We start from the raw sequence: 16144 nt of genomic DNA on the forward strand, positions 1-16144 counted from the left end.
ATTAGCGTTTTGTAATTTTATGTTAAAAAACAAATTTAGGTTTTCAATTCGGAATCAGCAATTTGTTAATTTTTATTTAACGTTTGTCTATACAGATATTTTTAATAAATAAAAAAAAAAACTAATGAATCCTCAGAAATAGTAATGGAAAACAACATTTATAAATTCAGAAAATCAGTGGATATCAATCGTAATAAGATGTTAAAATGCTAAAAAGGTTTAAAGAAAAAGGGAAAAATATTTTATTTGAAAATGTTTACTATTTAAGAATTGGAAATTTTCGGCATAAAAAAAGAGAGCATTTGCTCTCTTTTTCTTTATATTTTAAATTTTGTTAATTGCAAGTTAGACCTTGTATAGGAGCAACAGCAACACCTGTACCACTAGCGGACCAATCGCCAGTAATTATACCACCACTATTAGATGAATTCCATTTTACTTTGATTTTTACTATTTCACATGCTCCCACACTTCCTTCAATAGTTATCACTCTATTAGAGCTTCCGCCTGGAGTTTTTTGTGAATGAGTTAAAGTACCACCTACTATCGTAACCACTGCATCAGAACCGGTGAAATTAGTTAAACCACCTTGAATTTTTAAATTAGATAAAGCTTCTTTTGAGGTAAAAGTATATTCAGCTTCACGGGATGTTCCACAAGAAATTGCTTTACCTGTAAATAAGTTTTCGCATGTGCTAATTTCAGGGCACAATCCAACAAGGTTGTAACTTACGTCAAATACCCCTTGTGGACCATTTCCAGCCACTTGTAATTTCAGATTAACTGCATCGCAAGCTTTCCAGTCTGCCTTAAGAGGAAACGTATAATTTGCCCAAGTGTTTGGTGCAGCTTTAATTCCTGAAGGAATGCCATCGATCACGAGGTCAGAATAACCCTCAGTACTTAGAACTTGAAGAACAAAGTGAGTACGTGTGTTGAAATATTTGATATAAACGGTTTTTGAAAACTTGTCTCCTCCCCATGAAACGGTTTGTTGATCAGATTTTCCAAAAAAAGTTTGACTGTCTTTTGCAATGCAATTGTCATTGCAATTTAGATAAGTTTCTAAAGCATAATCAGAACTTGGAAGTACAGTTGTAGTTATTGCCATTTTTTTGGCTGTTAGGTTACTACCTACGACAGCTTCTGTAGTAACATCAAGCGGTTCATTACTGCAGCTTATCATCGATATAGCAATTGCAAGGGTTAAAATGATTTTCTTCATTTGGATTGATTTTTAGTTAATTACAAAGTTATTCGTATTAATTAGAAACAAATATTAATAATATTTTTCAATCTGCATGTAGGATTAGTAATATAAACGATTAAGTTGAAAATTTAACGTCTAAATGCATTGTTTTTAAACTATTAGCACAATATTATGTGTGAACTAACATAATATATTATGAATTGGCAGTATTGTCGTCTAAAAAGCAAATTGTCTAGAGAAGTTATTAAAATTGTAGAACGAGAGTGGACAATTAAATACTGAAATATAGAAGATTTAACTTATATAATTCCAGATGTTTTTCTTTTTGGTAAGTTCTATATATACGGCTCTCAGTGTGGCGTGTTCTGGTTTCTGTAACGGGGCATCGGCGCTAAGGATTTTCTGGGCATGTTCTCTGGCTAAAGCCAAGATATCTCTGTCTCTTACAATATCGGCGATTTGAAGGTTAAGGACACCACTTTGTTGGGTCCCCATCAGGTTTCCGGGGCCACGAAGTTTCAGGTCGACTTCAGCGATTTCAAAGCCGTCATTGGTACTTACCATGGTTTCCATTCGGGTTTTACTATCGCTGCTCAATTTGTGACTTGTCATCAGGATACAATAACTCTGATCGGCACCACGACCCACACGACCTCTTAGCTGATGGAGTTGGGAAAGGCCAAAACGCTCCGCACTTTCAATAATCATCACCGAAGCATTAGGCACATTGACGCCCACTTCAATCACGGTGGTAGCGACCATAATATTGGTTTTCCCTTCCGAAAAGCGTTTCATTTCAGCATCTTTATCCGCCGGTTTCATTTTTCCGTGCAAAATGGAAATAGAATACTGAGGCAAAGGGAAATCACGGGAGATACTCTCGTAACCGTCCATCAAATCCTTGAAATCCATTTTTTCGGATTCTTGAATTAATGGGTAAACAATGTAAATTTGTCTGCCAATGGCAATTTCATCTCGGATGAATTTCCAAACTTTCAGTCGGTTGGAGTCAAAACGATGCACGGTTTGTATGGGTTTTCGACCCGGAGGCAATTCGTCAATTACCGAAATATCTAAGTCGCCGTATAAACTCATCGCCAAAGTGCGCGGAATAGGAGTGGCGGTCATTACCAAAACGTGGGGCGGAATGGTGTTTTTTTTCCATAATTTAGAGCGCTGCTCGACGCCAAAACGGTGTTGCTCGTCAATAACGGCCAAGCCTAAATTTTTGAATTTTACTTTGTCTTCCAGTAAGGCATGTGTACCAATTAGTATTTGTAAAGTTCCGTTTTCTAACTCTTCATGGATTAATTTTCGACTGGCAGTTTTACTGGAACCCGTGAGTATTTTTATGTTTATATTCAGCTTATTAGCTAATTCTGAAAGACCTATAAAATGTTGATTTGCCAAGATTTCCGTAGGCGCCATCAAACAGGCTTGAAAGCCGTTGTCGATCGCCAAAAGCATGCTCATAAAAGCCACAATGGTTTTTCCGGAACCTACATCGCCTTGTAGTAATCGGTTCATTTGAGCATTACTACCCATATCAGCCCTTATTTCTTTAATCACTCTTTTTTGCGCTCCCGTAAGTTCAAAAGGCAGGTGATTTTGATAAAATTCATTAAAAAACTCGCCTACAATTGTAAAAGGATGTCCTTTTATTTTGTGCTTCTGAATCAGGTTTTTCATGATCAATTGCAATTGGATAAAGAACAATTCTTCAAACTTTAAGCGGTATTGGGCTTTCGCCAAAGCTTCGGCACTTTTTGGAAAATGGATGTTGAATAAAGCCGCTTTTTTAGGAATAAGCTGTAATTGTTGGATTAAGTAATCCGGCAAAGTTTCTGTAAATAAGGCTTGTGTTTCCAGAAACAGTTGCTGCATCATTTTGTTGATGGTTCGGTTTGAAATCCCGCGATTGCTTAGCGTTTCTGTCGAAGGATAAATGGCTTGCATGGCCGAGCGTAAACTTTGCTCGTGTTCGCTTAGCAATTCAATTTCGGGATGCGCCATATTGTACATGCCGTTGAACGAAGTGCATTTCCCAAAAATCACAATTACTTCATTGATTTTTAGAGATTCGCGAATCCATTTATGTCCTTGAAACCAGACCAATTCCATCTGGCCGGTATCATCCACAAAAGTTGCCACCAGGCGTTTTCGGCCTTTGGCAAACTCAACCGTTTTGACATTGATAATTTTGCCAATAATCTGTACTTCGGCCGCATTATTTTGCAATTCGTTGATTTTGTAATAACGGGTTCGGTCAATGTAGCGGTTGGGATACAAATTGATTAAATCGCCGTACTTGTGAATCCCCAGTTCCTTGCGCAGCAATTCGCCCCGATTGGGACCAACGCCTTTGAGGTATTCAATAGGGGTAAGCAGGAGATTGTTCATTTTGTCTTTTTGGAAAATAGAATAGAGAGAACAGAATATAGAAGTTCGGAGTCTTTTTCTTTGTTCTATTTTCTTTTCTCTTTTTTAAAAAGCGAAGATAGTTTTTTGTTTGGATATTCGAAAATAGATAAATTTCAGATAATTTTTTTTTACGTCTATAATGAATTTTATCTGATTTTATATTCCTTTATCTGAATTCATACTTAAAAAATAAGCTGTATTTTTGAAAAATATTAATGCTAATAAGACTTTGGACGATTTGTTTTCTAAAGTAATTGCATCAAATAAAACGGGAACTACATTTTAAAAAATTGAAATAAACTAAATTTATGATTGCGCCAGAAAAGCATAGAAGGGAAGAGGAAAGAATCAAATTTTTAGAATCCTATTCTATATTGGATACACTTCCAGAAATTGATTATGATAATTTAACAGCAATTGCAGCCGAAATATGTGGCACACCAATTTCTCTTATTAGTTTAATTGATAAAGATCGGCAATGGTTTAAGTCCCATCACGGTCTGGATATTTCTGAAACATCCAGAGAGTTTTCCTTTTGTGCCCATGTGATAAATGATCCGGATGATGTTTTTATCATTGAAGATAGCAGACAAGATGTACGTTTTCATGATAATCCAATCGTTTTAGGAGAGCCAAAAGTGATATTTTATGCAGGAATTCCTTTAATTAATGAAAAGGGATTACCAATTGGATCGTTTTGTGTAATTGACCATAAACCAAAGACATTAAGTCAAAATCAAATACATTCTTTAAAAGCACTTTCTGATCAAACCATGAAATTATTGGAATTGCGATTGAAGACTTTGGAATTGAAGAAAACAATGGAAAAACTTGAAAAGAAAAATGAGGAGTTAGAAAGATTTGCCAAAATTGCAGCTCATGATTTAAAATCGCCATTAGCCAATGTATCGGGACTTGCTGAGTTTTTTATTGAAAATTACAGTTCATCAATAGACGAAGAAGGACAAGAGATTATTCAGTTAATTAAAAGTTCTTCCGACAAGTTGAGACAAATGATTGACGGTTTACTGGAATACAGTAAAACCGATAAAATGTTAGCGGAAAATAAAACAGAAATTAATTTTAAAATTTTAATAGACGAAATTTCAAACCTTTTTATTTTTAAAAATAACTGTTCCATTACATTCAAATCAAATGTTGATTCAATAAAAACAAATAAAACCGCAATAGAACAAATATTGATAAATTTGATTGCAAATGCAATAAAATATAATGATAAAGAAATTACTGATATTGAAATTGAATTGTTGGAAGACGAAGATTTTTATAAAATTTCCGTTAAGGATAATGGTCCAGGTGTTTTAAAAGAAGATTATGAAAGAATTTTCCAGCTATTTGAAGTTCTATCAAATCAAGATCGTTTTGGAGAAAGAGGAAACGGAATAGGACTTGCTACTGTAAAAAAAATGGTGGAAGAGTTAGGAGGTACTATTTATGTGGAATCTGAAATGGGAAATGGATCAAAATTTACTTTCACAATAGCAAAATAGTAGACTGAATTGCTATATAGTAATATTTTCCAAATACAATTTTAGAAAATAAATAATAGAACGCACCGAAGTTAAATGACTTCGGTGTTTTTTTATACTAATATTGATGCTAAAAAGAATAATGTTAAATATCGATGGATTTAGTGATAAAGTATTGTAACCTATTGATTTTGAATCAGTAATCAGTTTAGGGTAACACTTTTTTTAAATGCTATTTTTCCACCAAATCACAATACCAAAATCCGTAATCAAAGGCATCGGTTGCACTGCTGTCGCAAGCGGTATCAGAGGAATGTTCTTTTGGTTTTTCATATTTTCGGTACACGATTTCGCCAATTTCAAAATCAATAGGCTTGGAGAAAATGGGACCGTCAAAGGTAAAGGTGTGATATTCACCGTTTTCGCCACAAACATCTACGTTTTCAGGCAAATCGTCAATAAAATCCTGATCAATCACACGGCCTACAAAACTTTTGTCGAGGAATCGCTCATTTACACATACCACTATCGTTTTAAAACCTAATGAAATAAATTCCTGAATCAAATCTTTTGTTGGAGTTTTCCAAAGCGGAAAAATACCTTCAAAACCGATATCCACCAATTTATCCTCTCTGTATTTGCGCAAATCTTCCAAAAAAATATCGCCAAAAACGGAATGAGTAACGCCTTGGTCTTTTAGTTTTGCCAATGTTTCCAGCATGACCTTTTCGTAGACTTCCATCGTGGGCATTTCGGGAATTTGCATTATTTCAAGGGGCAAGCCAATGCTTTTCGCCTGTTGTTCCAATAATTCTACCCGAACGCCGTGCATCGAAATGCGTTGAAACTCCTGATTTACACTGGTCAGCAAACAGCTAATTTCGAATTCGGGATGCTGTGAAATTTTATATAAGGCCAAGGCTGAATCTTTGCCGCTGCTCCAGTTAAATAAGGCTTTCTTTTTCAATGTCATTGTTTTGTGTATTTCTGTGGGTAAACTTACAAAATTAGTCGGATTAGTTCGTGAAACCTTTGTAACTTTGAAAATCACAAAAATCTCAGGGATGTTCTTGTATAAAAATAGATATCAAATAGAGTCCAATCGATTGAAAAATTGGAATTATAATTCGTTTGATTAAACAACCCCAAAAATTGGAATACGGATTCCATTAAATTTAATTAGAATGAAATACCTTTTTCTTTTAATATCTTCTTTCACATTTGCGCAACAGACCCAATTTGTTGATTTTAAATCGGTTTTAGGAAAAATAGCGATTAATGCAACGGCTAAATCTATTTCTGGTGATGTAAACTATGATTTTGAAGTATTGAAACCCATCGACACGATTAAAATCGACGCTCAAAATATGGAATTTTCAGATTTGAAACTCAATGGGAATCCCATCAATTATCGAAATACCAACAAAGAATTGCAAATTATTTTTCCGTTTAAAAAAGGGAATAACCAATTGACATTCCACTATCAGGCCAAACCCAAACAAACTTTGTATTTTGTAGGTTCTGCCGCGGCTGATGATTTACAGATTTGGACACAAGGTCAAGGAAAATATAGCAGTCATTGGTTTCCGAGTTTTGATGATGTGAATGAGAAAGTGGTATTCAGTTTGGAAATTGCTTTTGACAAAGATTACCAAGTAATTTCAAATGGTATTTTGAAGGCTAAGTCGGAAATAAATGGAATTTTGACTTGGAGCTATAAAATGCAAAAACCGATGAGCTCTTATTTGTTGATGCTGGCTATTGGAAAATTTGAAAAAAACGTTCAAAAATCAAAGTCTGGGATTCCTTTGGAAATGTATTTTGAGCCAAAAGACACGGACAAATTGGAGCCTACTTATCGCTATTCAAAAAGAATGTTTGACTTTTTGGAAAAAGAAATAGGAATGAAATATCCTTGGAAAATTTACAAACAAAATCCGGTTCGGGATTTCTTGTACGCGGGCATGGAAAATACCTCTGCGACGCTGTTTTCGAGCCGATATGTTGTTGATTCCATTGGTTTTGAAGACCGCAACTACATCAATGTCAATGCGCATGAATTGGCACACCAATGGTTTGGAGATTTAGTCACTGCCCAAAGCGGGAAACACCATTGGTTGCAGGAAGGTTTTGCAACCTATTACGCTTTGCTGGCCGAAAGGGAAATCTTTGGTGAGGATTATTTTTATTCCAAATTATACGAATCCGCTCAGCAAATAAAATATGCTTCGAGAACGGACACGATTCCGGTTTTGAATGAAAAGGCGAGTTCGTTAAGTTTCTATCAAAAAGGCGCTTGGACCTTGTTTGCATTGCATGAAGCAATAGGAGATAAGGCATTTAAAAAAGCGGTACGAAACTATTTGAAAAAGAATGCTTTTAAAACGGTTACCACTCAGGATTTTTGGGATGAAATCAATAGAGTATCAGATTTTGACACCAATAATTTTAGTAAAGTCTGGCTTGAATCAAGTGTAGCTGATAGTCAAGAAATCAATAAATTGCTTAATAAGAATAAAGCGATGAAGCTGTTGTTTGAAGTGGAACAGGCCAAGAAAAAAACACTGGCAGAGAAAGAGGAGTTTTTTGTCGAAATTTTAAAATCGAAGGCGTATTCCGCCATAAAAGAAGCGGTGGTCGGCCAGCTAAAAAATGAAAAATTTGAAGCTAAAAAGCAACTGCTCGAGCTTGCTTTGGAAACTAAAAATATCCAAGTGCGCCAAGCGGTAGCCGCTTCATTGTCAAAAATTCCAGAAGATTTCAGGCTGCAATATGAGAGTTTACTCGATGATCGTTCTTATCAAACCCAGGAAATAGCCTTATACAATTTGTGGAATAATTTCCCGGAATTCCGTATTGATTATTTGGACAGATCAAAAGATTGGATTGGTTTCAACGATTTTAATCTAAAAACACTGTGGTTATCGTTGTCGATTTCGACACCAAATTATACTGTAGACAAGGAAAAACTTATAAAGGAATTGGTTCAGTATTCGTCACCGGCTTTTGAAGCGATTACAAGACAAAATGCATTAGAGAAGCTCGTTAGTTTTAAATTGATTGACGATGACGTTCTGAAAAATCTTGTCAATGCCACGACGCATCATATGTGGCAATTTTCTAAATATGGAAGAGATACTATTCGCACTTTGCTGAAAAATAAGGAGTGGAGAACTTCATTTGAACGCATTATGCCTGATTTGAATGAAAAAGAGCAATTTCAATTGAATAGATTGTTAAATTAGTCTTATATTTAAGTGATTGTAAGCTGGTTTTTAATGATTTCTGTATGATTTTTATAAAATAGTTATGAAAGCATTGGTGATTTCTGGTGGCGGAAGTAAGGGCGCTTTTGCTGGAGGTGTGGCTCAATATTTATTGCAAAATAAAAATAAAAACTACGATCTGTTCATTGGAACTTCAACTGGAAGCCTGCTTATTCCTCATTTGGCTTTAGGAAAAATTGATAAAATTTATAGTGCTTTTACTGAGGTTAATATGGCTAAAATCTTTGATGTTAATCCTTTTATTGTTAAAAACAAAAACGGAATTGACACTGTAACAATTAATCATTTCAATATAATCAAACAGTTTTTCAGAAGGAGAAGAACCTTTGGTGAAAGTAAAAGGTTACTTAATTATATAAAGGAAAGCTTCACAATGGATGATTTTAGGCAATTGAAGGCATTGCAAACAGATATTGTGATTAGTGTTACGAACCTTTCTAAAAATAGAGCCGAATACAAATCCATTCATGATTGTAACTATGATGAATTTTGCAATTGGATTTGGATTTCTAGTAACTATATTCCCTTTATGAGTTTGGTTTCGATAAACGGATTTGATTACGGTGATGGAGGATTTTCGAGTCTGGTACCTATTCAGCAAGCCATCATTCGCGGTGCTACCGAGATAGATGTGATTGTTTTGGAAACCGAAAAGACAACCGCTAAAATTGCCATCGGAAAAAATCCCTTTTCACTATTGATTGATTTATTCCGAATTGAATTGGATCAAATTGAAAAGCATGATATCTTGTTAGGAAAACTAACCGCAGCTGATAATAATGTAAAATTAAATATTTTCTACACGCCTATAGAACTGACGCACAACGCTCTGGTATTTAATAATGATAAAATGAAAGAATGGTGGAAAACGGGATTTGATTACGCTCAGAATAAAAGCGAACCTAAAGAAAACCTCATTTGATTTTACCACAGCTGTCCTACTTCGTTTTTTATAAAAGCCAAAGCAGCACTGCTTGGAGACGGTTTTTCCAATAAATCAGCAATAACTAATTCCCGCAAAGCATCTGCGTCTTTTACTTTCTCGTTTCTGGCAGCTAGTCGAATCATTTGGATAGTAGCGTTCTTTGCCGTTACAATAATGGACCAACATTCATCAGAAATGTAAACTTGTTGGGATAAATTATGTTCAAACTCTTGTTCGATCTGTGCAATTACAAAATTTTGGTACTCAGTTTTATCATCAGAAATCGGATTAATACGCACCATTAATTGCGAAGGATTGATGCGTTCCATTAACAAAGTCAATCGCTCATAAGCTTGTAAACGAAGTGGTAAGGTGGCTGATTGATTGTCTTTTTGCAACAACCATCGTCGTGTGTTTTGTTGATCCTTAAAATGGGAATTGAATAAAAAATAAGCGACACCGCCTGTTATTAAGGAAGGAAGCGAAAAAGCAATTATGTCAACTATAGTGTTTGAGTCCATTTGGTTTAAATTTTGAAAAACAAAAATATACTTTTTGCCGATAAATTCGCATCAATTCCAATGGAATGTTAACAGGGAGTGTTACTTTTGCGGCAAAAAGATCAGGCTGAAATAGTTTAGATTCCCTTTAATTCTTATCGCAAATTATAAATGGACGTTTATATCATTGTTTTTCTCTGTCTGGCTGCTTTTGCGGCTGGATTTATTGATGCTATTGTAGGTGGCGGCGGACTGATTCAAACTCCTGTAGGCTTAATTTTGTTGCCCAATTTACCGGTTTCAACTGTTATTGGAACTTTAAAAATACCGGCCTTTAGCGGGACTTCATTTGCTGCTTTTCAATACCTGAAAAAGGTAGAAATGAATTGGAAATTATTGTTTGTCATGATGGGAGTAGCCTTGCCTTCTGCATTTTTAGGATCGACCTTGTTGACTTATATTAGCAATGATTTTATGAAGCCCTTATTGCTTTTTATCCTTTCGCTTTTAGCGATTTATACCTACGCCAAGAAAAATTTCGGACAACATGTGGAACGAAATATTTCTGAAAGAACTCAAATTTTAAATGCAATACTAATCAGTTTTGTGGTTGGTTTTTATGATGGATTTATTGGTCCTGGAACCGGTAGTTTTTTAGTGGTTGCTTTTATTGCCTTAATGGGTTTTGATTTTCTTCATGCTTCTGCAAATGCTAAAATGGTCAATCTGGCGACTAATTTTGGATCGATCTGCTTATTTATGATCAAAGGAAAAATAATTTGGGCCATCGCTTTGCCTATGGCTGCGAGTAACGCCCTTGGTGGGTGGATTGGTGCTAAACTGGCTATTTCTAAAGGAAACGGTTTTATTCGCATTTTCTTCTTGGTAGTTGTCGTGGGAACTTTGATTCGTTTTGCTTATGATGTCTTTTTTAAATAAGATTAATTGCTGTTTTTACTTCTGTTTAAGAACTTTCTAATTCTTAAATTCTTATTTTTGCATAAATAGAAAATTTCAATGCAAAAATACATTTCCCAACTTAACGAAGCCCAACGCGAACCCGTATTACAGAAAGACGGACCGATGATTATTATTGCCGGTGCTGGTTCAGGAAAAACACGTGTGTTAACCATAAGAATTGCCTATCTGATGCATCAGGGAATAGATGCATTCAACATTTTGTCGCTTACCTTTACCAATAAGGCAGCGCGTGAAATGAAAAATCGTATTTCTGATATTGTTGGAAGTAGCGAGGCAAAAAATCTTTGGATGGGAACTTTTCACTCTGTTTTTGCTAAAATATTGCGTTCCGAAGCTTCCCTTTTGGGCTACCCATCTAATTTTACGATATACGATTCCCAGGATTCCCTTCGTGCAATCTCCGGGATTATCAAAGAAATGCAATTGGATAGAGATGTCTATAAACCCAAACAGGTTTTGAGTAGGATTTCTAATTTTAAAAATAGTTTGATCACTGTTAAAGCTTATTTCAACGATCCCGATTTGCAGGAAGCCGATGCGATGTCCAAAAAACCAAGAATGGGAGAGTTGTATCAAAGATATGTGGAAAGATGTTTCAAATCTGGAGCGATGGATTTTGATGATTTGTTGTTGAAAACAAATGAGTTGCTAACCCGATTCCCAGAAGTTCTAGCCAAATACCAAAACCGTTTTCGTTATATTCTGGTGGATGAGTATCAGGATACGAATCATTCCCAATATTTGATTGTAAGAGCTTTATCGGACAAATTCCAAAATATTTGTGTGGTTGGTGATGATGCCCAAAGTATTTATGCGTTCCGTGGAGCAAATATCAATAACATTTTGAATTTCCAGAAAGATTATGAAGGCGTAAAAACCTTCCGACTCGAACAGAATTACCGTTCGACCAGAAATATCGTTGAAGCGGCAAATACGATCATCGATAAAAATAAGGTCAAATTGGATAAAATCGTTTGGACAGCCAATGATTTTGGTCCAAAGATTAAAATACACCGCAGCATGACCGATGCCGAAGAAGGGCGTTTTGTTGCCAGTACCATTTTCGAACAAAAGATGCAAAACCAAATGACCAATGGTCAGTTTGCGATTTTATACCGTACCAATGCACAGTCCCGTGCGATGGAGGATGCCTTGAGAAAAAGAGATATTCCGTATCGAATTTATGGAGGATTGTCCTTTTATCAAAGGAAAGAGATAAAAGATATACTCTGTTATTTGCGATTGGTAATCAATCCAAAAGATGAGGAAGCATTGATGCGCGTTATTAATTATCCGGCTCGCGGTATTGGTGATACGACTGTTGAGAAGTTGACTGTAGCAGCCAATCATTACAAGCGTTCCATATTTGAGGTAATGCAAAATATAGATAAAATTGACTTGAAACTGAATTCGGGAACCAAGCAAAGATTGAAAGATTTTGTGACGATGATTCAGAGTTTTCAGGTCATCAATGAAAATCAGGATGCCTTTTATATCACCGATCATGTTGCTAAAAAAACGGGATTGGTACAGGAACTGAAAAAGGACGCCACACCGGAAGGAATGGCAAAAATTCAGAATATCGAAGAACTCTTAAACGGACTTAAGGATTTTACCGAAGGGCAAAAAGAAATAGATGGTGCTCGTGGGGCTTTGTCTGAATTCATGGAAGACGTAGCATTGGCAACGGATTTAGATAAAGACACCAGCGACGAAGACCGTGTGGCTTTGATGACCATACACTTGGCCAAAGGATTAGAATTTCCCCATGTTTTTGTGGTGGGAATGGAAGAGGATTTGTTCCCTAGCGCGATGAGTATGAGTACCCGATCGGAACTGGAGGAGGAACGACGCTTGTTTTATGTTGCGCTGACAAGGGCGGAGCATCAGGCTTATTTGACTTATGCCCAATCCAGATACCGCTGGGGTAAGTTGACAGACAGTGAACCTTCTCGTTTTATCGAAGAAATTGATGCGCAATATCTGGAGTATCTGACTCCGGCAGAAAGTAATTATCGTTATCGACCGATGATTGATATTGATGTTTTTGGAGATGTAGATAAATCAAAACTGCGTTTGGCAAAACCTGCCAATGCGACGCCTCCAAAATATATTACGGATAAGGAACCCAAAGCGGATATAAATATTCGAAAATTAAAACCAGTATCAGCCAATACTCCGTCTGCGAATGCTAATTTGTTTGACAATAAATTAGTAGCTGGAAATGTGGTAATGCACGAACGTTTTGGCAAAGGGCAAGTTTTAAACTTAGAGGGCGTGGGTGCTGATAAAAAAGCAGAAATCAAGTTCGAAGTAGGGGGAATCAAAAAATTATTGTTGCGTTTTGCAAAACTGGATATTATTGGATAAAAATCTTTAAGTCTGAAACTTTAAACCAAAACAAATGGCTCAATTTATAAAAATATACGAAGACAAACCCAGCGAAGCGGCTATAGCCAAAGTAGTAAAGGTTTTAAAAGAAGGCGGTTTGGTGATTTATCCAACAGATACTGTTTACGGTTTGGGTTGTGATATTACAAATTCCAAAGCTTTAGAGCGCATCGCCAGAATAAAAGGTATTAAATTAGATAAAGCTAATTTTTCTTTTATTTGTCACGATTTGAGTAATTTATCAGATTATGTGAAGCAAATTGATACCTCCACTTTTAAATTGTTAAAAAGAGCTTTACCAGGACCTTATACATTTATTTTGCCGGGAAATAATAACTTGCCAAAGGAATTCAAAAAGAAAACCACAGTGGGAATTCGGGTTCCTGATAATTCCATTGCTTTGGAAATTGTACGTCAGTTAGGAAATCCTATTGTTTCCACTTCGATTCATGATGAAGATGATGTAATCGAATATACTACAGATCCAGAGCTTATTTTTGAAAAATGGCAAAACCTGGTCGATTTGGTTATTGACGGAGGTTATGGTGACAACGTAGGTTCTACTATTATTGATTTATCAGGACATGAACCGGTTATAATCAGGGAAGGTAAGGGTGATGTAGATATTATCTAAAGATTATTTACCATTCACTAGCCGATAAATGCATTTCACTATCTTTATTTTTTATTAAAATTCAAATTATACGACTTTTGATTTGAATTTTAAAAAACAGCATTATGAAAGCATTTAAAAAGTTTTGTTTACTGACTATTCTATCTTACACTATTTATATAGTATCATTTATCGTCATTCTAGGTAATTTTAGCGCTAATTTTACAGGTTCTCTATCGCTGATATTTAGTGTTTATTTGGGATATTTTGTAGTAGCTTCATTTAGTTATGTATACATTTTTGAAAAATTACAAAATAAAAAAGAGAGTATTTTGCATAATTTATTGATTTCAGTGGTATGTATTTTTGTTTTGCTATTGATTTACAATGTACTTATTTTAGGAAATTTTTTTATAATTAATAAAAATTTCTATACGTATATAATCTCTAATTATTTTCTTTGTCTTTGTATTTTTTCATTTGACTATTTAGGTGTGACATTAATAACATATTCTAAATCCTACCAATTAGTTTTTGATGAAAAAATACTTTTTTATATTAAATTAATTGTGTCAGTAAGTACTATTGTATCCCTATTTGGAATGATGTTAATATTGACTCAAATCGAAAGTGCATTCCCTACTTTTGATTATTTGTCCGTAAATAAGCTAATTGCTATTTTTATTGAAGTAGGGGTATATTGTCTTTTGGTTACAAGTGTTTCATTAGTTTTAATCTGGGGATTATCACGTTTATCATGGTTAAAACAAAACAATTTATTGATAGTCCTTATACTTTTTTTATCACTGACCTTTCTATTAAGATTACAGATACGCGTTTACGATAATCATTTTTTAAATTCTTTTTTTGATCCCTCCACTTTATCAGGTCCATTGTTAATGGTTGTACTTCTGTATCGTAATAAGCAAAAAAAGACAGCTTTTAAAATAAAAAGTTTGGCTAATTCCGTTTCCAAAAAAGAAGCTGAATATTTGCAATTGAAAAATCAGGTGAATCCTCATTTTTTGTTCAATAATTTGAACACTTTAATTTCTTTTATCGAAATAAATCCTAAGAAAGCGGTTGAATTCGGTCATCATTTATCGAATACCTATCGTCATTATTTAAAGAATCAAGACGATGATTTTGTTTTACTGAAAGAGGAATTAGAGTTCATAAAAGAATATTTAGAAATTTATAAGGCGAAATTTGAAAATGGTTTTTCATTTGAAATTAGCGCTCTTCCAAAAGAAAACGAATATATATTGTCCCTTTCGCTGCAGGAAATTGTAGACAACGTTTTTAAGCATAACAAGATGGACGAAGAGAGTCCTTTGGAAATACGAATTTCCACAAGTGATGATGGCTTGCTTATTGAGAATTCCGTTTCTAATAAATTCAGCAAGCAATCCAATCAAGTAGGTTTGGAAAATATTAATAAACGCTACAAAATTTTGACTAATAAAGAAATCGATATTAATGGTAGTTCAAGCATGCATCAAGTAAATCTTCCCATTTTAACACTTGAATCTTAATGACAGCAGTAATTATAGAGGATGAAATACCGGCAGGAAAACGGCTTGAAAAGATATTAATGAAAAAAGATTACATCGTTTTGGCTATTTTGCCTTCGGTTGTGAGTGCCCTGAAATGGTTTGAAGGAAACAGTCAGCCGGATTTGGTTTTCATGGATATCAAACTAAGAGATGGAAATTGTTTCAGGATATTGGATAAAATTCAAATACAATCCAAAATTGTCTTCACCACGGCCTATGATGAATTTGCATTGAAGGCATTCAATTATAATGCTATTGATTATCTTTTGAAGCCGATTGATGAATCTAAGTTGGATAAGATGATTTCAAAATACAATGCTTTTAAAACGGGTTTTACAAATGCGTTGAACTGGAAAGTTTTGGAAGAAAATATAGAAAATAAATTTAAGACTTCTTTCATTGTTTCTGCTGGGAACCATATTATAAAAATCGAATCCCATGAAGTGATTTGTTTTTTTAGTGATATCAATGCTACTTTCATTTTGACCAATCAAAACAGGCAATTTGTGATTAATAATTCTTTAGATAGCTTAGAACAACAACTTCAACCAAAGTCGTTTTTTAGAATCAACCGAAAGTATCTTGTCAATAAAAAATACATCTCAGCATTGAAAAATGAGGGTCAAATGCTACTTCAAATTCCTGAAGCAAAAGAATTTGATTTCGTGGTCAGCCGATTGAGAATAAAGACCTTTTTAGAATGGTATAAGGCATAAAAAAACGTCTCGAATATCGAGACGTTTTCTGTTTAGGCAATTTGCATTGACAAA

At 34.8% G+C, this 16144-nt stretch carries 12 protein-coding genes; 8 read left to right on the plus strand and 4 right to left on the minus strand.

Annotation, left to right across the window (positions count from 1 at the left end; all coding sequences use genetic code 11):
• Positions 1–334: 334 nt before the first annotated feature.
• A complete protein-coding gene (locus BUB25_RS15315) occupies positions 335–1225 on the minus strand; it encodes a hypothetical protein (RefSeq protein WP_072945875.1) in 891 nt (296 codons plus the stop codon).
• A 279-nt stretch (positions 1226–1504) separates the two neighbouring features.
• Positions 1505–3610: an ATP-dependent DNA helicase RecG gene (gene recG, locus BUB25_RS15320; RefSeq protein ID WP_072945876.1), complete on the minus strand. Its 2106-nt coding sequence runs from the start codon at positions 3608–3610 to the stop codon at positions 1505–1507.
• 329 nt (positions 3611–3939) lie between these two features.
• On the opposite strand from recG, the gene BUB25_RS15325 reads away from it, so the two are divergent.
• Entirely contained in the window at positions 3940–5142 is a 1203-nt protein-coding gene (locus BUB25_RS15325) for a sensor histidine kinase (RefSeq protein ID WP_072945878.1), read from the plus strand.
• A 211-nt stretch (positions 5143–5353) separates the two neighbouring features.
• Here BUB25_RS15325 and BUB25_RS15330 read toward each other — a convergent pair whose 3' ends face one another.
• Positions 5354–6088, minus strand: coding sequence for a Dph6-related ATP pyrophosphatase (locus tag BUB25_RS15330; protein WP_084089660.1), 735 nt, complete (start codon positions 6086–6088; stop codon positions 5354–5356).
• Between the two features lie 217 nt (positions 6089–6305).
• Here BUB25_RS15330 and BUB25_RS15335 point away from each other — a divergent pair, with 217 nt between their 5' ends.
• A complete protein-coding gene (locus BUB25_RS15335) occupies positions 6306–8366 on the plus strand; it encodes a M1 family metallopeptidase (RefSeq protein ID WP_072945881.1) in 2061 nt (686 codons plus the stop codon).
• Positions 8367–8430: 64 nt separating this feature from the next.
• Positions 8431–9330 (plus strand): patatin-like phospholipase family protein, encoded by a 900-nt coding sequence (locus BUB25_RS15340; protein ID WP_072945882.1) that lies wholly within the window; start codon positions 8431–8433, stop codon positions 9328–9330.
• Between the two features lie 2 nt (positions 9331–9332).
• On the opposite strand, the gene BUB25_RS15345 is transcribed toward BUB25_RS15340, so the two are convergent.
• Positions 9333–9854 (minus strand): DUF7935 family protein, encoded by a 522-nt coding sequence (locus BUB25_RS15345; RefSeq protein WP_072945884.1) that lies wholly within the window; start codon positions 9852–9854, stop codon positions 9333–9335.
• 150 nt (positions 9855–10004) lie between these two features.
• Between BUB25_RS15345 and BUB25_RS15350 the strand changes: the two genes are divergently transcribed.
• From BUB25_RS15350 to BUB25_RS15370, 5 genes are all read left to right on the plus strand, one after another.
• A complete protein-coding gene (locus BUB25_RS15350; protein ID WP_072945885.1) occupies positions 10005–10772 on the plus strand; it encodes a sulfite exporter TauE/SafE family protein in 768 nt (255 codons plus the stop codon).
• A gap of 78 nt (positions 10773–10850) precedes the next feature.
• Complete coding sequence (locus tag BUB25_RS15355) at positions 10851–13184, plus strand: ATP-dependent helicase (RefSeq protein ID WP_072945887.1); 2334 nt, start codon at positions 10851–10853, stop codon at positions 13182–13184.
• 34 nt (positions 13185–13218) lie between these two features.
• Positions 13219–13839, plus strand: coding sequence for an L-threonylcarbamoyladenylate synthase (locus tag BUB25_RS15360; RefSeq protein WP_072945889.1), 621 nt, complete (start codon positions 13219–13221; stop codon positions 13837–13839).
• 473 nt (positions 13840–14312) lie between these two features.
• Entirely contained in the window at positions 14313–15353 is a 1041-nt protein-coding gene (locus BUB25_RS15365; protein ID WP_170860237.1) for a sensor histidine kinase, read from the plus strand.
• Positions 15353–16090 (plus strand): LytR/AlgR family response regulator transcription factor, encoded by a 738-nt coding sequence (locus BUB25_RS15370; RefSeq protein WP_072945893.1) that lies wholly within the window; start codon positions 15353–15355, stop codon positions 16088–16090. The genes BUB25_RS15365 and BUB25_RS15370 overlap by 1 nt, the downstream gene beginning before the upstream one ends.
• The last annotated feature ends 54 nt before the right edge of the window (positions 16091–16144 follow it).

The organism is Flavobacterium granuli (assembly GCF_900129705.1).
Lineage (GTDB): Bacteria > Bacteroidota > Bacteroidia > Flavobacteriales > Flavobacteriaceae > Flavobacterium > Flavobacterium granuli.